Annotated in this window: 13 protein-coding genes; 10 read left to right on the forward strand and 3 right to left on the reverse strand. The window is 71.9% G+C overall.

The window, feature by feature from the left end; translation table 11 throughout:
- Positions 1-25: 25 nt before the first annotated feature.
- The 3 genes from KGS77_RS27585 to KGS77_RS27595 all read right to left on the reverse strand — a co-directional run bounded on the left by KGS77_RS27585 (position 26) and on the right by KGS77_RS27595 (position 3449).
- Positions 26-1474, reverse strand: coding sequence for a DUF58 domain-containing protein (locus tag KGS77_RS27585; protein ID WP_242585870.1), 1449 nt, complete (start codon positions 1472-1474; stop codon positions 26-28).
- On the reverse strand, positions 1474-2496 hold the full coding sequence (locus KGS77_RS27590) for an AAA family ATPase (protein ID WP_242585871.1): 1023 nt from the start codon (positions 2494-2496) through the stop codon (positions 1474-1476). Before KGS77_RS27590 ends, KGS77_RS27585 begins: the two co-directional genes overlap by 1 nt.
- A gap of 380 nt (positions 2497-2876) precedes the next feature.
- Positions 2877-3449, reverse strand: a complete 573-nt coding sequence (locus KGS77_RS27595) for a carbonic anhydrase (RefSeq protein WP_242585872.1) — start codon at positions 3447-3449, stop codon at positions 2877-2879.
- A gap of 500 nt (positions 3450-3949) precedes the next feature.
- Between KGS77_RS27595 and rsmH the strand changes: the two genes are divergently transcribed.
- From rsmH to KGS77_RS27645, 10 genes are all read left to right on the forward strand, one after another.
- Positions 3950-4909, forward strand: coding sequence for a 16S rRNA (cytosine(1402)-N(4))-methyltransferase RsmH (rsmH, locus tag KGS77_RS27600; RefSeq protein WP_242585873.1), 960 nt, complete (start codon positions 3950-3952; stop codon positions 4907-4909).
- The gene (locus tag KGS77_RS27605) at positions 4906-5415 is read left to right on the forward strand and encodes a septum formation initiator family protein (RefSeq protein WP_242585874.1); all 510 of its coding nucleotides are present in this window, start codon (positions 4906-4908) and stop codon (positions 5413-5415) included. Before rsmH ends, KGS77_RS27605 begins: the two co-directional genes overlap by 4 nt.
- 262 nt (positions 5416-5677) lie before the next feature.
- Positions 5678-7507, forward strand: a complete 1830-nt coding sequence (locus tag KGS77_RS27610) for a penicillin-binding protein 2 (RefSeq protein ID WP_277994331.1) — start codon at positions 5678-5680, stop codon at positions 7505-7507.
- 18 nt (positions 7508-7525) lie between these two features.
- Positions 7526-9337: a UDP-N-acetylmuramoyl-L-alanyl-D-glutamate--2,6-diaminopimelate ligase gene (locus KGS77_RS27615; RefSeq protein ID WP_242585875.1), complete on the forward strand. Its 1812-nt coding sequence runs from the start codon at positions 7526-7528 to the stop codon at positions 9335-9337.
- Between the two features lie 65 nt (positions 9338-9402).
- On the forward strand, positions 9403-10845 hold the full coding sequence (gene murF / locus KGS77_RS27620; RefSeq protein WP_242585876.1) for a UDP-N-acetylmuramoyl-tripeptide--D-alanyl-D-alanine ligase: 1443 nt from the start codon (positions 9403-9405) through the stop codon (positions 10843-10845).
- Positions 10846-10850: 5 nt separating this feature from the next.
- Positions 10851-11915: a phospho-N-acetylmuramoyl-pentapeptide-transferase gene (gene mraY / locus KGS77_RS27625; protein ID WP_242585877.1), complete on the forward strand. Its 1065-nt coding sequence runs from the start codon at positions 10851-10853 to the stop codon at positions 11913-11915.
- Positions 11897-13339, forward strand: coding sequence for a UDP-N-acetylmuramoyl-L-alanine--D-glutamate ligase (murD, locus tag KGS77_RS27630; RefSeq protein ID WP_242585878.1), 1443 nt, complete (start codon positions 11897-11899; stop codon positions 13337-13339). The genes mraY and murD overlap by 19 nt, the downstream gene beginning before the upstream one ends.
- 61 nt (positions 13340-13400) lie before the next feature.
- On the forward strand, positions 13401-14744 hold the full coding sequence (gene ftsW / locus KGS77_RS27635; protein WP_242585879.1) for a putative lipid II flippase FtsW: 1344 nt from the start codon (positions 13401-13403) through the stop codon (positions 14742-14744).
- Positions 14745-14750: 6 nt separating this feature from the next.
- A complete protein-coding gene (murG, locus tag KGS77_RS27640) occupies positions 14751-15845 on the forward strand; it encodes an undecaprenyldiphospho-muramoylpentapeptide beta-N-acetylglucosaminyltransferase (protein ID WP_242585880.1) in 1095 nt (364 codons plus the stop codon).
- 51 nt (positions 15846-15896) lie between these two features.
- A complete protein-coding gene (locus KGS77_RS27645) occupies positions 15897-16718 on the forward strand; it encodes an FtsQ-type POTRA domain-containing protein (protein ID WP_242585881.1) in 822 nt (273 codons plus the stop codon).
- Positions 16719-16991 lie beyond the last annotated feature (273 nt).

Genomic DNA, 16991 nt, shown 5'->3' on the forward strand with positions numbered 1-16991 from the left:
GCCTCTGCGTCCCGCACCCTCACGGTCACCCCGCACCCCCTGCCCCCGGGCCGGCCGCCGCGCCACCAGTCATTCCGGTGTCCCGTGACACCCCGGCACCCCTACCCGCACCCGCTCCGTGTCCGTCCAGCCGCTCCGCCGGTGCCCCCGCCCGGTCCGTCCGCCGCCACAGTGCCGCCAGCGAGTCACCCGGGGAGACGGGCAGCGCCGTCCAGCCCGCCTCCCGCAGCATCCGCAGCCGCGCCGCCGGTGCCGCCCGGCCGCCGGACGGTCCGCTCGCGCCCGGGGCGCCCGCAGTCCTCGTGGACCAGGTCGCGCCGTCCAGGACGAAGGCGACCGCCGTCCCGCTGCGCCGCCGCATCCGCGCGGCCACCGCCGCCTGCTCCTCGTCCAGGTCCCCGAAGAACGCGACCAGCAGCCCTTCATTGCCCCCACGCAGGACGTCGTACGCGCGCGCCAGGCCTGGTTCGTCGGAATGTTCCACGACCGCGAGGGTGTCCAGCAGGAGCCCGGCCGCCTCGGCGGATCCGGCACCGCCCGTATAGCCGCTCGCGCCGTCCGGACCCGGGACACAGTTTCCGGTGTCGGTCAGGAACCGTACGGCCAAGCCCCGCTCCAGCAGGTGCACCGCCGCGGAGGCGGCACCCGCGACCGCCCACTCGAAGGCCGAGTCGGGCCCGGCACCCCGGTAGGCCGTCCGCCGGGTGTCCAGCAGGACCGTGCAGCGGGCCCGCTGCGGCTGCTCCTCGCGGCGGACCATCAGCGAGCCGTGCCGCGCGGTCGAGCGCCAGTGGATCCGCCGCAGGTCGTCGCCGTGCCGGTAGCCGCGCGGAATGATGTCGTCCTCGCCGGCCGGCGCCAGCGCGCGCCGCTGCCCCTCCCCGTATCCGGACGCCTCGCCGGCCAGTTGCACCGGCGGCAGCGGCTCGACCTTCGGTACGACCGTCAGGGTGTCGTACGTACTGAAGGAGCGGGTCAGCTCGCACATCCCGAAGGGGTCGGACAGCCGCAGTTGCAGCGGCCCCAGCGGATAGCGTCCGCGCAGGTCCGAACGCACCCGGTAGGAGACCTCACGGCGCCCGCCGGCCTCGACCCGGTCCAGGACGAAACGCGGCCGTGGCCCGAGGACATAGGGCACCCGGTCCTGGAGCATCAGCACTCCCGTGGGCAGCCGGGAGATGTTGTCCAGGCACAGCCGCACCCGCGACTCGGCCGTGGCGGGCACCCGGGCCGGGGAGAGCGTACGGCTGCCCGCGACCCGGTAGCGGGTGCGGTACAGCACCACCACGCACACCAGCGGGAGCGCCGCCAGCAGCAGGCCGACCCGCAGCAGATCGGCCTGCCCCAGGACGTAGGAGCACACGGCGGCGGCGAGGCCCGCGGCCAGGAAGGACCGGCCGCGCGTCGTCAGCCCGCCGAGCGCGGACCGCAGTCCGCCGTGCTCCGGCGCGCTGCCGCTCCCGCCGGCCGGCATCACAACCCCCGTACCCCGGGCGGCTGCTGTCCGGGCGGCTGCCGCCATTGCTGCGCCGAGGGATCGGGCACCGCGGTGCGCCGCAGGATCTCCAGGACGATCTGCTCGGCCGTACGGCGGTTCAACTGCGCCTGCGCGGTGGGCAGCAGCCGGTGGGCCAGCACGGCCACCGCCAGTGCCTGCACATCGTCCGGCAGGGCGTACTCCCGCCCCGCCAGCGCCGCCGACGCCTTGGCCGCCCGCAGCAGATGCAGCGTGGCGCGCGGCGAGGCGCCGAGCCGCAGCTCCGGGTGGTCACGGGTGGCGCCCACCAGGTCCACGGCATATCTGCGCACCGGTTCGGAGACATGGACCGTACGCACCGTGTCGATGAGCTTGACGATCTCGTGGGCGTGGGCGACCGGCCGCAGATCTTCCAGGGGAGAGGCCGCGCCGTGTACGTCCAGCATCTGCAACTCCGCCGCCGGGCTCGGGTATCCGATGGACACCCGGGCCATGAAGCGGTCCCGCTGGGCCTCGGGCAGCGGGTAGGTGCCCTCCATCTCCACCGGGTTCTGGGTGGCGATCACCATGAAGGGGCTGGGCAGTTCATAGGTCTGCCCGTCCATCGTGACCTGGCGCTCCTCCATCGACTCCAGCAGCGCCGACTGGGTCTTGGGGGAGGCGCGGTTGATCTCGTCACCGATCACGATCTGGGCGAAGATCGCACCGGGCTTGAACTCGAAGTCGCGCTGCTGCTGATCGAAGACGCTCACGCCCGTGATGTCCGAGGGCAGCAGGTCGGGGGTGAACTGGATACGGCGCACCGAGCAGTCGATGGACCGCGCCAGGGCCTTGGCGAGCATGGTCTTGCCCACGCCCGGCACGTCCTCGATGAGCAGATGCCCCTCGGCGAGCAGTACGGTCAGCGAGAGCCGTACGACCTCGGGCTTGCCCTCGATCACAGCCTCCACCGACCGGTGCACCCGCTCCGCCGTGGTAGCCAGATCGGTCAGGCCCGCTGGTTCGTCATAGGTCGTCACCCGGCCCTCCTCGGCCCTTCCCCAAGCTCTTCGGAGCGGTTGTCACCCGCCCCGGGCCGGGATCCTCGGTACGGACCGGCCCACCCACAAGTGGCGCCGCACCCGGTCGGCGACCGCGGCGACGTCACCTCTGCATTCTTGCCGCCCGTGCCACTCCACGTCATGGGCTGTGGATAACTCGGGGAGGTCTTCTCCTCATCCGGCCCCGCCCGGGCCGTCACCGGGCCCACGTCCGGCCCTTGTCCGGCGGTGGCCGGCCACCGCCGGACCGAAAGACCGCCGGACCGAAAGACCGCGGACCGAAGCACCGCGGACCGGCCGGGGCTGACCGGCCACCGCGGACCGGCCGCCCACTGCCGGGCCGCCCACCGCCAGGCCGGCTACCGCCCCTCGACCGGGTCGATCTCCCGCAGCAGCCCGGTCGTCACGTCGAAGACGAAGCCCCGCACATCGTCCTTGTGCAGCAGGAACGGCGAGGTGCGTACGCGCTCCATCGACTGGCGCACGTCCTCGTCGAGGTCCTTGAACGCCTCGACGGCCCAGGTCGGCCGCTGGCCGACCTCCGCCGCCAGATCGTGGCGGAAGTCCTCGGTCAGGCTGAGCAGGCCGCACCCGGTGTGGTGGATCAGGACCACCGAGCGGGTGCCCAGCGCGCGCTGGCTGATGGTCAGCGAGCGGATGATGTCGTCGGTGACCACGCCGCCCGCGTTGCGGATGGTGTGGCAGTCGCCGAGCTCCAGGCCCAGCGCGTCGTGCAGGTCGAGTCGGGCGTCCATACAGGCCACGACGGCGACCTTGAGGACCGGACGGGCATCCATACCCGGGTCGGTGAAGTCGGCGGCATAGCGCTTGTTGGCTTCGACGAGGCGATCGGTGACCGTTGCGCCCTCGGGCGCGACGGAGACGGCGCTGTCGGTGGACTGGGGCAGCGGCTGCGACGCAGGTATCGACATACCCCACACGTTAAAGGTCTGCGGCCTGAATTGCTGCACGTGAGACAGGGCATAGGGGTCAACTTCACTCCTTGTGAATTAACCCACAGGATCAGCCGGACGCCCCGCCGCCGTGCGGGTGAGGGGCCGGGCCGGACCCCGGAGGAGCCGACGGCCGGACCCGGGAGGCGCCGACTGCGCGCCGAGCGCCTCACACCGGTCAAAAATCGGTCGAAAGCCGCTTCGGGACGCGCGGAACCGGTTGATTGACCGCAGGAGGCAGTGGACTAAAGTGGCGCGAAGTGGGAGGCGTGACGCTCTCCTTGGATCCCGAGACCCTCGCGTGCGCGATCTGCACGTACGGCTCGGCCTCCTCCCGCTCCACCGGTCTGCCGACGGCACTTCCCCGTCGCCGGAGGCCACTTCCCCTTCAGAGCGGGCGGGGACCAAGCGGTACGTGCGGCAATCCCCCAGCCTACGGCCGGGGGAGTCCCCCTGCCGCCCACCCCATCGGAAGGCGCATGAGCAGCAACACTCGCCACGTACCCGTCATGCTCCAGCGTTGTCTGGACATGCTCGCCCCCGCGCTCGCCGGGCCCGGCGCGGTCGTCGTCGACTGCACGCTCGGTCTCGGAGGGCACAGCGAGGCGCTGCTCGCCGCGTTCCCGCAGGCCCGTCTCGTCGCCCTGGACCGCGACCCCTCGGCGCTCAAGCTCGCCGGGGAGCGCTTGGCGCCCTATGGGGAGCGCGCGACCCTCGTACACGCCGTCTACGACGAGCTGCCCGAGGTCCTGGACCGTCTGGGCATCCCCTCCGTCCAAGGAGTCCTCTTCGACCTCGGCGTCTCCTCCATGCAGCTCGACGAGGCCGACCGCGGCTTCGCCTACGCCCAGGACGCCCCGCTGGACATGCGCATGGACCAGACGACCGGCATCAGCGCCGCCGAGGTCCTCAACACCTACCCGCCCGGCGAGCTCGTACGGATCCTGCGGTCCTACGGGGAGGAGAAGCAGGCCAGGCGGATCGTGGAAGCGGTCGTACGCGAGCGCGCCAAGGAGCCCTTCACCACCAGCGCCCGGCTGGTCGAGCTGATCCGCGACGCGCTGCCGCAGGCCGCCAAGCGCACCGGTGGCAACCCCGCCAAGCGCACGTTCCAGGCCCTGCGCATCGAGGTCAACGGCGAGCTGACCAGCGTGGAGCGCGCCATTCCCGCGGCTGTCAAGGCGCTGGCCGTCGGCGGCCGGATCGCCGTGCTCTCCTACCACTCCCTGGAGGACCGCCTGGTCAAGCAGGTCTTCGCGGCGGGCGCGAGCAACACCGCGCCACCCGGCCTGCCGGTGGTCCCCGAGCGCTACCAGCCGCGCCTGAAACTGCTGACCCGCGGCGCCGAACTGCCCACGGAGGAGGAGGTCGCCGGGAACCGGCGCGCGGCCCCCGCCCGGCTGCGCGGCGCACAGCGCATCCGCGAGGACATCGCGTGAGCGGGCCGGGGCGGACACGCGGCGGAGCGGGGCGCCTGACGGGGCTGCTCCACTCGGGCCGGGGGACGGCGGCGCGTACGCCCTTCGTCCTCCTGGTCGTCGTGCTGCTCGGCTCCGGCCTGATCACGCTGCTGCTGCTCAATTCCTCCCTGAACCAGGGCTCGTTCGAGCTCAGCAGGCTGGAGAAGAAGACCAACGAGCTGACGGACGAACGCCAGGCGCTCCAACAGGAGGTCGACGCCTACTCGGCGCCGGGCGCCCTCGAAGAACGCGCCCGGCGGCTGGGCATGGTGCCGGGCGGCAACCCGGCCTTCCTGGAGCCGGACGGCACGGTACGCGGCAAGCCGAGCCGGGTCGTGTTCGGGCAGCCGTCACCGGGCGGTCCGGCAGGGACGGAGGGCGGCCTCCTCAAGGCCCTCGGCCGGGTCCCCGTACCCGCCGGACCGCTCCCCGTACGCGTCCCCGTACCCGTACCGCCCGAGGCCGGACCGGAGGGCACCACATGACCGATGCCAAGGGCCCCGGTCCCCGCTCCAGGGACGGCCGGGGAAACCAGGGAAACCCGGGGAACCGGAACGGGCAGGCAAGCCGAGGGACCCAGAGCAAACAGGGGGCCCAGAGCAAGCAGGGACCTCAGAGCAAGCAGGGGGCCCAGAGCAAGCAGGGCAGTAGGGCAAACCAGGGCAAAGTCCCACGTCCCGCCCGCCCCGGCGGCCCCCGCCCCACCACCCGCCCCCGGGCCGCCGCCCGCCCTCCGGCACCGCCTACATCCGCCTGGGCAGCCCGCGCCCCCGCCTGCGCCTGGTCGCCCTCGGACTGACGCTCGTCCTGGTCGTCTTCGTCGTACGGCTCTTCCAGGTGCAGGCCGTGGACGCCGGCGCGTACGCGGCCAAGGCCAACGAGAACCGCTACGTCCCCGTCAAGCTCGCGGCCGAGCGCGGCACCCTCACCGACCGGAACGGCGTGGCCCTGGCCACCACCGTGGACGCGTACGACATCACCGCCGACCCCAGCCTGCTGGCCCCCGACAAGATCAAGGTCCCCGACGCCCCACGGCAGGCCGCGGCGCTGCTCGCGCCCATCCTGGACGAGGACCGGGACGCGCTGACCAAGAAGCTCTCCAAGTTCACCTCGCGCTACGTCCGGCTCTCCGCCCAGCGCACCCCGCAGGTCTGGAAACGCGTCAAGGACCTGCGCCACACCCTGGAGGTCAGGGCCGCCCGGGCCCCCAAGAGCAAGCCCCGGCCCAACGTCCTGGTCGGCATCTTCGCGGACAAGCACAGCAAACGCGTCTACCCCAACAAGGACCTGGCGGCCGGCGTCCTGGGCTTCGTCAACAGCGAAGGGCGGGGCGGCGGCGGCCTGGAGGCCCGGCTGGACCGGGAACTGGCCGGCCGGGACGGCAAGCTGGTCTACGCCCAGTCCGGTGGCCGCCGGGTGCCCACCGCCGACACCCAGGAGCGCCCCGCCGTGCCCGGCACCAACGTCGAGCTGACCTTGGACCGGGACATCCAGTGGATGGCCCAGCAGGCCATCAGCAAGCAGGTCGAGGAGTCCGCCGCCGACCGCGGCTACGTCGTCGTCCAGGACGCCCGGACCGGCGAGATCCTGGCCCTGGCCAACTCCCCGGGCTTCGACCCCAACGACATCTCCAAGGCCGGCGCCTCGGCCCTGGGCAACGCCGCCCTCTCGGACGCCTACGAACCCGGCTCCACCAGCAAACTCATGTCGATGGCCGCCGTCCTGGAGGAAGGCGCCGCCACCGCCGCCACCCGCGTGACCGTCCCCAACCGGCTGCACCGCGGCGACCGGCTGTTCTCGGACGACATCGACCACCCCACCTGGTACCTCACCCTCAACGGGGTGCTGGCCAAGTCCAGCAACATCGGCACCATCCTGGCCACCGAACAGCTCGGCGCCAACCGCAAGGACGCCAACGCGGTGCTCTATTCATATTTGCGCAAGTTCGGGATCGGCAAGCCGACCGGCCTGCGCTTCCCCGGCGAGACCCCCGGCATCCTGGCCGAACCGCAGAACTGGAGCACCTCCCAGCAGTACACGATCCCCTTCGGGCAGGGCCTGTCCCTCAACGCCGTCCAGGCCGCCTCCGTCTACTCGACCATCGCCAACGGCGGCGTACGCGTCGCCCCCACGCTCGTACGGGGCACCACCGGGCCACAGGGCCGCTACACCCCCGCGCCGCGCCCGGACAAGAGCCGCGTCGTCAGCGAGAAGACCGCCGCAACCCTGGCCACCATGCTCGAATCGGTGGTCGACGACGAGGAGGGCACCGGCGCCAAGGCGAAGATCGAGGGCTACCGGGTCGGCGGCAAGACCGGCACGTCCAACCGGGTGGACCCGGAAACCGGCCGCTACCGCGGCTACACCGCCTCCTTCGCCGGCTTCGCACCCGCCGACAAGCCGCGCGTCACCGTCTACTGCGCCGTCCAGAACCCCACCCGGGGCAGCTATTTCGGCGGGCAGGTCTGCGGCCCGATCTACAAGCAGGTCATGGAGTTCGCGCTCAAGACCCTCCAGGTCCCGCCGAGCGGCGCCCAGCCCCCGCGCCTGCCGGTCACCTTCCAGCCCGGCGAATGAAATCGAGGCAGTCCCGCCGTGACGACCATCACCCCCCACCCCGGGAACCGCTCCCGCTCGCGGCCCTCACTTCGCCCCGGGCCCGCCGCGCCCGGTACGCTCACCGCCGTGTCACACGCTGATCAGTCCCACCACGCCCACAAGGACGCCTCCGGGAAATACCCCGGAGCGCCCCGCCCCGAGCAGGTCCGCCCCACCCCCCTCGCGGACCTCGCCGAGCGGTTGGGCATCCCGGCCCCGGCCCCCGCAGCCGCGCAGCCCGACGACGGCGGCGCGGCGCCCCGGGCCCAGGTCACCGGCATCACCCACGACTCGCGGGCGGTCCGCCCCGGCGACATCTACGCGGCCCTGCCGGGCGCCCGCTTCCACGGCGCCGACTTCGCCGCCCAGGCCGCCGACCTCGGCGCCGCGGCGATCCTGACCGACCCCGCGGGCCGCGACCGCGCCGCCGCCACCGGTCTGCCCCTCCTGGTCGTGGACGACCCGCGCGCCTCCATGGGGGGCCTGGCCGCCCAGGTCTACGGGGAGCCGGGTGCGGACCTCCTCCAGATCGGCATCACCGGCACCTCCGGCAAGACCACCACCGCGTACCTCATCGAAGGCGGGCTGCGCGCCGCCTCCCGCGCGAGCGGCGGCGGCCCGACCGGCCTCATCGGCACCGTCGAGTCCCGGATCGGCGACGAGCGCCTGAAGTCCGAGCGGACCACGCCCGAAGCCACCGACCTCCAGGCGCTCTTCGCGGTCATGCGCGAGCGCGGCGTCCGGTCGGTCGCCATGGAGGTCTCCAGCCACGCGCTGGTCCTGGGCCGCGTGGACGGCTGCGTCTTCGACGTGGCGGTCTTCAACAACCTCAGCCCGGAGCACATGGAGTTCCACTCCGGCATGGAGGACTACTTCCAGGCCAAGGCCCAGCTCTTCACCACCGCCCGCAGCCGCGCCGGTGTGGTCAACCTCGACGACGAGTACGGCAGGCGGCTGGCCGGCGGGGTGTCCGAGGTCCCGGTCACCACCTTCTCCGCCGAGGGCCACCCGGACGCCGACTGGCGGGCCGCGGACGTGGAGGTCGGCGCGACCGGCTCCACCTTCACCGCCCTGGGCCCTAACGGCGAGTCCGTACGCGCCGCCGCGCCCATCCCCGGCCCCTTCAACGTCGCCAACGCGCTCGCCGCCATCACGGCCCTGGTGGTCGCCGGCATCGACCCGCAGACCGCCGCCGACGGCGTCGCCGCGGTCCCCGGCGTACCCGGCCGCCTGGAGCGCGTGGACGCCGGCCAGCCCTACCTGGCGGTCGTCGACTACGCCCACAAGACCGACGCCGTCGAATCGGTCCTGCGCGCCCTGCGCAAGGTCACCGAGGGACGCATCCACGCCGTGCTGGGCTGCGGCGGCGACCGCGACCGGCACAAGCGCGCCCCCATGGGCGCGGCTCTCGCCCGCCTGGCCGACACCGCCGTACTGACCTCCGACAACCCCCGCTCCGAGGACCCCCTGGCGATCCTGGCCACCATGCTCGCGGGCGCCGCGGAGGTACCCGTCCACGAACGCGGCACCGTCCTGGTCGAGGAGGACCGGGCCGCCGCGATCGCCGCCGCCGTAGCCCGCGCCGAGCCCGGCGACACCGTGCTCGTCGCCGGCAAGGGCCACGAGCAGGGCCAGGACATCGCCGGAGTGGTACGCCCCTTCGACGACCGTCTGGTCCTGCGTGAGGCCATCGAGGCCGCGTCGGCGCCCGGACAGCGGCCGACGTCCGGGCAGCCCCCGCGGCCCGGGTCACAGCCCGAGTCCGAGCAGCAGCGCAACTCCCAGCAGCAGCCGAACCACCAGGGATGACACACCGCCATGCGCGTACAACCCTTCCACCGGCACCGTCTCGCGCCCACGGCCGGAGGTGACCTGTGATCTCCCTGTCCCTCGCCGAGATCGCGAGCATCGTCGGCGGGCAGCAGCACGACATACCGGACCCGGACGGACAGGTCACCGGGCCGGTCGTGTTCGACTCCCGTGAGGTGCGCCCCGGCAGCCTCTTCGCCGCCTTCGCCGGCGAGCGCGCCGACGGCCACGACTTCGCGCGCTCCGCCGTCCAGGCAGGCGCGGCGGCCGTACTGGCGACCCGCCCCGTCGGCGTCCCGGCGATCGTCGTCGACGACGTCGTCGCCGCGCTCGGGGCGCTGGCCAGATCCGTCGTCGGGCGGCTGGGCACCAACGTCGTCGGGCTCACCGGCTCGGCCGGCAAGACCAGCACCAAGGACCTGATCGGCCAGCTCCTGTCCCGTCTGGGCCCCACCGTGTGCCCCGCCGGGAACCTCAACAACGAGATCGGCCTGCCGGTCACCGCGCTGCGCGCCGACGCCACGACCCGGCACCTGGTCCTGGAGATGGGCGCCCGCGGCATCGGCCACATCCGCTACCTCGCCGGGCTGACCCCGCCGAGGATCGGTGTCGTCCTGAACGTCGGCAGCGCGCACATCGGCGAGTTCGGCGGCCGGGAGCAGATCGCCGAGGCCAAGGGCGAGCTGGTGGAGGTCCTGCCGTCGGCCGACGAGGGGGGCGTGGCCGTGCTGAACGCCGACGACCCCTACGTACGCGCCATGGCCGCGCGCACCAAGGCCCGGGTCGTCCTGTTCGGCGAGGCCGCCGACGCCCACGTACGCGCCGGAAATGTCCGGCTCACGGAGCAGGGACGGCCCTCCTTCACGCTTCACACACCCTCCGGGTGCAGCGAAGTGACCATGCGCCTGTACGGTGAGCACCACGTGTCGAACGCGCTCGCCGCGGCAGCCGTCGCCCACGAGTCGGGCATGCCCGTAGACGAGATCGCCGTGGCGCTCTCCGAAGCCGGCACGCTCTCCCGGTGGCGTATGGAGGTCACCGAGCGCGCGGACGGCGTGACGGTCGTCAACGACGCCTACAACGCGAACCCCGAATCCATGCGGGCGGCGCTCCGCGCGCTCGTCGCCATGGGCAAGGCCTCCCAGGAGGCCGGGGGACGTACGTGGGCGGTGCTCGGTGAGATGGCCGAGCTGGGCGAGGAGTCACTCGCCGAACACGACGCGGTCGGACGCCTGGTCGTCCGGCTCAACGTCAGCAAGCTCGTGGCAGTCGGCGGCAGGGAAGCCGCCTGGCTCGACATGGGCGCCAAGAACGAGGGTTCGTGGGGTGAGGAGTCGGTGCACGTGTCCGACGCGCAGGCGGCGATCGACCTGTTGCGCAGCGAGCTGCAGCCGGGAGACGTCGTGCTGGTGAAGGCGTCCAGGTCGGTGGGGCTGGAGCGGGTCGCCGCGGCATTGCTGGAGGGCGAGGGCGGCACCGGCGCCCGGGGCGGGGCCGGCGCCCGATGAACTCGATGAAGCAGATCCTCTTCTCCGGAATGATCGGGCTCTTCCTGACCCTGATCGGTACCCCGGTGCTGATCAAGCTGCTGGCCAAGAAGGGCTACGGCCAGTTCATCCGCGACGACGGCCCGCGGGACCACCACAGCAAGCGCGGTACGCCCACCATGGGCGGCATCGCCTTCATCCTGGCCACGCTCATCGCGTACGCGCTGACCAAGGTCATCACCAGCAGCGACCCGACCTTCTCCGGTGTGCTGGTGCTGTTCCTGATGGCGGGCATGGGACTGGTCGGCTTCCTCGACGACTACATCAAGATCGTCAAGCAGCGTTCGCTCGGTCTGCGGGCCAAGGCCAAGATGGCCGGCCAGCTCATCGTCGGCATCGCCTTCGCGGTGCTCTCCCTGCAGTTCGCCGACCAGCGCGGCCAGACCCCGGCCTCCGACCGGCTGTCCTTCACCCAGGACTTCGGCTGGCAGATCGGCCCGGTGCTCTTCGTCATCTGGGCGCTGTTCATGATCCTGGCGATGTCCAACGGCGTGAACCTCACCGACGGCCTGGACGGCCTGGCCACCGGCGCCTCGGTGATGGTCTTCGGCGCGTACACCTTCATCGGCATCTGGCAGCACCAGGAGTCCTGCGGCAACCCGATCACCGCCGGACCGGCGTGTTACGAGGTACGCGACCCGCTCGACCTCGCGGTGGTCGCCTCCGCCCTGATGGGCGCCTGCTTCGGCTTCCTGTGGTGGAACACCTCGCCCGCCAAGATCTTCATGGGCGACACCGGCTCGCTGGCCCTGGGCGGCGCGCTGGCGGGCCTGGCCATCTGCTCCCGTACCGAACTGCTGATCGCGGTGCTCGGCGGCCTGTTCGTCCTGATCACCATGTCCGTGGTGATCCAGGTCGGGTCCTTCCGGCTCACCGGCAAGCGCGTCTTCAGGATGGCGCCGCTCCAGCACCACTTCGAACTCAAGGGCTGGAGCGAAGTCCTGGTCGTGGTCAGATTCTGGATCATCCAGGGCATGTGCGTGATCGTCGGCCTGGGCCTCTTCTACGGCGGATGGCAGGCGGCCAAGTGATCCCGGCCGGCACCGAGGACTTCTCCGGCCTGCGGGTCACCGTCGCCGGCCTCGGCGTGAGCGGCGTCCCCGCCGCCCGCGCCCTGGCCGGCCTGGGGGCCGTCGTCACCGTCGTCAACGGCAGTGACGGCGAACGCGAGCGCGCCCAGGCGGCCCCCTTGCGCGAACTGGGTGTCACCGTCCGCCTCGGCGACGGCGACACTCTCCCGGAGGGCACCGAACTGGTCGTCACCAGCCCCGGATGGAAGCCCACCAGCCCGCTGTTCCTGGCCGCCGAGCAGGCCGGCGTCCCCGTATGGGGCGACGTCGAACTGGCCTGGCGGCTGCGCGGCCCCGACGCCGCCCCCTGGCTGGCCGTCACCGGCACCAACGGCAAGACGACCACGGTACGGATGCTGGCCGCCATCCTGGAGGCCGAGGGGCTGCGTACGGCCGCCGTCGGCAACATCGGCGTGCCGCTGGTGGACGTGGTGCTGGGCGACGAGCCGTATGACGTCCTGGCCGTCGAGCTCTCCAGCTACCAGCTCCACTGGGCGCCCTCCGTACGCGCCCACTCCGCGGCCGTCCTCAACCTCGCCCCCGACCACCTGGACTGGCACGGCTCCATGGAGGGCTACGCCGCCGACAAGGGCCGTATCTACGAGGGCAACCGGGTCGCCTGCGTCTACAACGCCGCCGACCCGGCCACCGAGGACCTGGTCCGCGCGGCCGACGTCGAGGAGGGCTGCCGGGCCATCGGCTTCACCCTGGGCACCCCCGGCCCCTCGCAACTGGGCGTCGTCGAGGGCATCCTCGTCGACCGCGCCTTCGTGGAGAGGCGGCACCAGCAGGCCCAGGAGCTCGCGGAGATCTCCGACGTGACCCCGGCGGCGCCGCACAACGTCGCCAACGCCCTGGCGGCGGCGGCCCTGGCGCGCGCGTTCGGCGTACGGCCCCAGTCCGTACGCGAAGGGCTGCGCGCCTTCCGCCCCGACGCCCACCGCATCGAACACGTCGCGGACGTGTCCGGCGTGGCCTACGTGGACGACTCCAAGGCCACCAACACCCACGCCGCCGAGGCGTCCTTGGCCGCCTACGACCACATCGTCTGGATCGCCGGAGGGCTGGCCAAGGGCGCGACCTTCGACGAACTGGTGCGCAAGTCCGCGCCGCGGCTGCGCGGGGCCGTCCTCATGGGTGCCGACCGTGCCCTGATTCGTCAGGCCCTGTCGCGACACGCCCCGGATGTCCCGGTCGTCGACCTCGAACGGACCGACACTGGAGCGATGTCGCAGGCCGTCCGGGAAGCGACCCGTCTGGCGCGCCCGGGCGATACGGTCCTGCTGGCTCCGGCCTGCGCCTCGATGGACATGTTCGTGAACTACAACAAGCGGGGCGACGCCTTCGCCGAAGCGGTCCGGGAAAGGGCCGCGCAGGAACAGTAGTCCGTCCGTCCCCGCCGCCGTCGAGGACGGGCGGCACAGCGCACCTCTGGAGGGGACGAGGATGACGGCCCGATCGGCGAAGGCGGCGCCACCGCGCCCGGCACGGCGGCCCGGCCCCCGGCCGCGTCCGCCGCGCCGCGGGCGCACCGCCGGCGGCCCGCTGCGTCTGTACACACAAGCGAAGCGGGCCTGGGACCGGCCGCTGACCGCCTACTACCTGGTCCTGGGTGGCAGCCTGCTGATCACCGTTCTCGGCCTGGTGATGGTCTACTCGGCGTCCCAGATCAAGGCCCTCCAGTCCGGCCTGGCCCCGACGTTCTTCTTCCGCAAGCAACTGCTGGCCGCCGTGCTCGGCGGCGGGCTGATGGTGATCGCCTCACGGCTGCCGGTCAAGCTCCACCGGGCCCTGGCCTACCCGCTGCTGGCCGGCTCCGTCTTCTTGATGTGCCTGGTCCAGATCCCCGGGATAGGAGTGTCGGTCAACGGCAACCAGAACTGGATCAACCTCGGCGGGCCTTTCCAGATGCAACCCAGCGAGTTCGGCAAGCTGGCCCTGGTCCTGTGGGGCGCCGACCTGCTGGCCCGTAAACAGGACAAAAGACTGCTCACCCAGTGGAAGCACCTGCTGATCCCGCTGATCCCCGTGGCCTTCATGCTGCTCGGTCTGATCATGCTGGGCGGCGACATGGGCACCGCCATCATCCTGACCGCGATCCTCTTCGGGCTGCTGTGGCTGGTCGGCGCCCCCACCCGGCTCTTCGTCGGTGTGCTCGCCGCCGCCGCCGTCATAGGAGCGCTGCTCATCAAGACCAGCGCCAACCGGATGTCCCGCCTGGCCTGCATCGGCGCCACCGATCCGGGCCCGGGAGACCAGTGCTGGCAGGCCGTGCACGGGATATACGCCCTGGCCTCCGGCGGATTCTTCGGTTCCGGCCTCGGCGCCAGTATGGAAAAATGGGGAGAACTCCCTGAACCGCACACCGACTTCATCTTCGCCATCACCGGGGAGGAACTGGGACTGGCGGGGACGCTGTCGGTGCTCGCCCTCTTCGCGGCTCTAGGCTATGCGGGTATCCGCGTGGCCGGACGCACGGAGGACCCCTTCGTGAGGTACGCCGCGGGAGGCGTGACCACCTGGATCACGGCCCAGGCCGTCATCAACATCGGTGCGGTGCTCGGCCTGTTGCCGATCGCCGGTGTCCCGCTCCCGCTGTTCTCCTTCGGAGGCTCCGCCCTGCTGCCCACGATGTTCGCCATCGGTCTGCTGATCGCCTTCGCGCGTGACGAGCCCGCTGCACGGGCGGCACTGGCCATGCGGCAGCCTGTTTTCGCCAAGAAACTGGCTGGGGTGAGACGGAAGACGATGAGACGGCGCGTCAAGAAGCGGCCGTCCGGAGAGCGGTGAATTTCGGTGCATGTCGTACTCGCCGGTGGGGGGACCGCCGGCCACATCGAGCCCGCGCTCGCCCTCGCGGACGCCCTGCGCAGGCAGGACCCGACCGTGGGGATCACGGCACTGGGCACGGAGAAGGGGCTGGAGACCCGGCTCGTACCGGAACGGGGCTACGAACTCGGCCTGATCCCGGCCGTGCCGCTGCCGCGCAAGCCCACCCCCGAACTGATCACCGTGCCCGGGCGGCTGCGCGGCACGATCAAGGCCGCCGAGCAGATCCTGGAGCGCACCAAGGCGGACTGTGTGGTCGGCTTCGGCGGCTACGTGGCGCTGCCCGGCTATCTGGCCGCCAAGCGCCTGGGCGTGCCGATCATCGTCCACGAGGCCAACGCCCGGCCGGGCCTGGCCAACAAGATCGGCTCCCGGTACGCCAAGTACGTCGCCGTCAGCACTCCCGACAGCAAGCTGCGCGGTGCCCGCTACGTCGGCATCCCGCTGCGCCGCACCATCGCCACCCTGGACCGTGCGGCCGTCCGCCCCCAGGCGCGGGCCGCCTTCGGCCTGGACCCGAACCTGCCGACGCTGCTGGTCTCCGGCGGCTCGCAGGGCGCCCGCCGGCTGAACGAGGTCATCCAGGCCGCCGTACCGCTGCTCCAGCGCTCCGGCATCCAGGTGCTGCACGCCGTCGGCCCGAAGAACGAATTGCCGCGCGTGGACAACATGCCGGGGATGCCGCCGTATGTACCGGTACCGTACGTGGACCGGATGGACCTCGCGTACGCCGCGGCGGACATGATGCTCTGCCGCGCGGGCGCGATGACCGTCGCCGAACTGTCCGCCGTCGGGCTCCCGGCCGCCTACGTCCCGCTGCCCATCGGCAACGGCGAGCAGCGGCTCAACGCCCAGCCGGTGGTCAACGCCGGCGGCGGACTGCTGGTCGACGACGCCCAGCTCACCCCGGAATGGGTGCACAACTCCGTGCTCCCGGTGCTCTCCGACCCGCACCGGCTGTACGAGATGTCCCGCGCGGCCTCCGAGTTCGGCCGCCGGGACGCCGACGAGCTGCTGGTCGGCATGGTGTACGAGGCGATTGCGGCACGCAACAGCGCGTGAGGCCGGGCCGCCCCGGGACCGACCCGGGGCCCGGCCGGAAGGAGAGGGAGCGTGGCCGGACCGACGACCGCCCGGCGCGGCGGGAAGAAGTCTTCGCCGTCCGGCCCGCGCTCTGCCCGGCGCCCGGGGAAGCAGCGCCGCCCCTCCGGCGCTCCCGTGCGCTCCCGCCTCCCCAAACGCCGTACGGTCGTCCTGGCCGCCGTCCTCGGGCTGCTCCTGGCCGGGGCCGGCGTCTGGGCGCTGTACGGCTCCTCCTGGCTGCGCGCGCGGTACGTCACGGTCTCCGGCGTCAGGACCCTGACGGAGCATGAGGTGGTCGGCGCGGCGGCCGTCCCCATGGATACGCCTCTGGTCTCCGTCAACAAGGAGGCGATTGCCGCCCGGCTGCGTTCCCAGCTTCCGCGCGTCAAGAAGGTCGATGTGGCGCGCGTCTGGCCGCACACCATCGGTCTGAAAGTGACCGAAAGGGTGCCAGAACTCCTTATTCAAACGGGCGGAAAGTTTGTCGAAGTGGACGACGAAGGAGTCCGTTTCGCCACGGTGAGCACTGCCCCAAAGGGGGTACCGCTGCTCGAAATGGACGTCCGCGACGCGCCGGACCCGCGCCGGTTCGGCGGCGACCGGCTGCGCCGCGAGGCGGTACGGGCGTGCGCGGCCCTGCCCAAGGCCGTTCACCAGGACCTACGGGTCGTCAAGCTGCGCTCGTACGACTCCATCACGCTGGAGCTGGCGGGCGACCGTACCGTCGTATGGGGGAGCGGGGAGCGCAGCGCGGCGAAGGCCAAAGTCCTCGGCGCGCTGCTGAAAGCGGCCGGTGACGCGCGCCACTTCGACGTGAGCGTTCCCTCCGCCCCCGCGGTGTCCGGGAGTTGACGTCCGTACCCGCAGGCCAGCACCCTGGATGGCTACCACTATGGGTGATCACATAGGGTGAAAAGAAAAACGGGAGGTTCGGCGTGTTCGTTGAACGTGCGCCACTTGTCGACTTAGTGTCTCGTTCCAAAGGGACTACGGAAACCGAGGAACACAAGCACTGGTAACCCTAAACTTCAACGTTAGGGTTCGGGTCGGCGATACGGACCGTCCCATCGGCATCAGTCGGCTCCCCACAACAAGTGAGGCGCCGACACGTAACTCGAGGCGAGA

The organism is Streptomyces sp. MST-110588 (genome assembly GCF_022695595.1).
Classification (GTDB): Bacteria; Actinomycetota; Actinomycetes; order Streptomycetales; family Streptomycetaceae; genus Streptomyces.

Excerpts from the sequence above, each read along its gene's own strand:
- KGS77_RS27585 (WP_242585870.1), bottom strand. The coding sequence starts at position 1,474 with ATGCCGGCCGGCGGGAGCGGCAGCGCGCCGGAGCACGGCGGACTGCGG.
- KGS77_RS27595 (WP_242585872.1), bottom strand. The coding sequence starts at position 3,449 with ATGTCGATACCTGCGTCGCAGCCGCTGCCCCAGTCCACCGACAGCGCC.
- rsmH (WP_242585873.1), top strand. The coding sequence starts at position 3,950 with ATGAGCAGCAACACTCGCCACGTACCCGTCATGCTCCAGCGTTGTCTG.
- mraY (WP_242585877.1), top strand. The coding sequence starts at position 10,851 with ATGAAGCAGATCCTCTTCTCCGGAATGATCGGGCTCTTCCTGACCCTG.
- murD (WP_242585878.1), top strand. The coding sequence starts at position 11,897 with ATGGCAGGCGGCCAAGTGATCCCGGCCGGCACCGAGGACTTCTCCGGC.
- ftsW (WP_242585879.1), top strand. The coding sequence starts at position 13,401 with ATGACGGCCCGATCGGCGAAGGCGGCGCCACCGCGCCCGGCACGGCGG.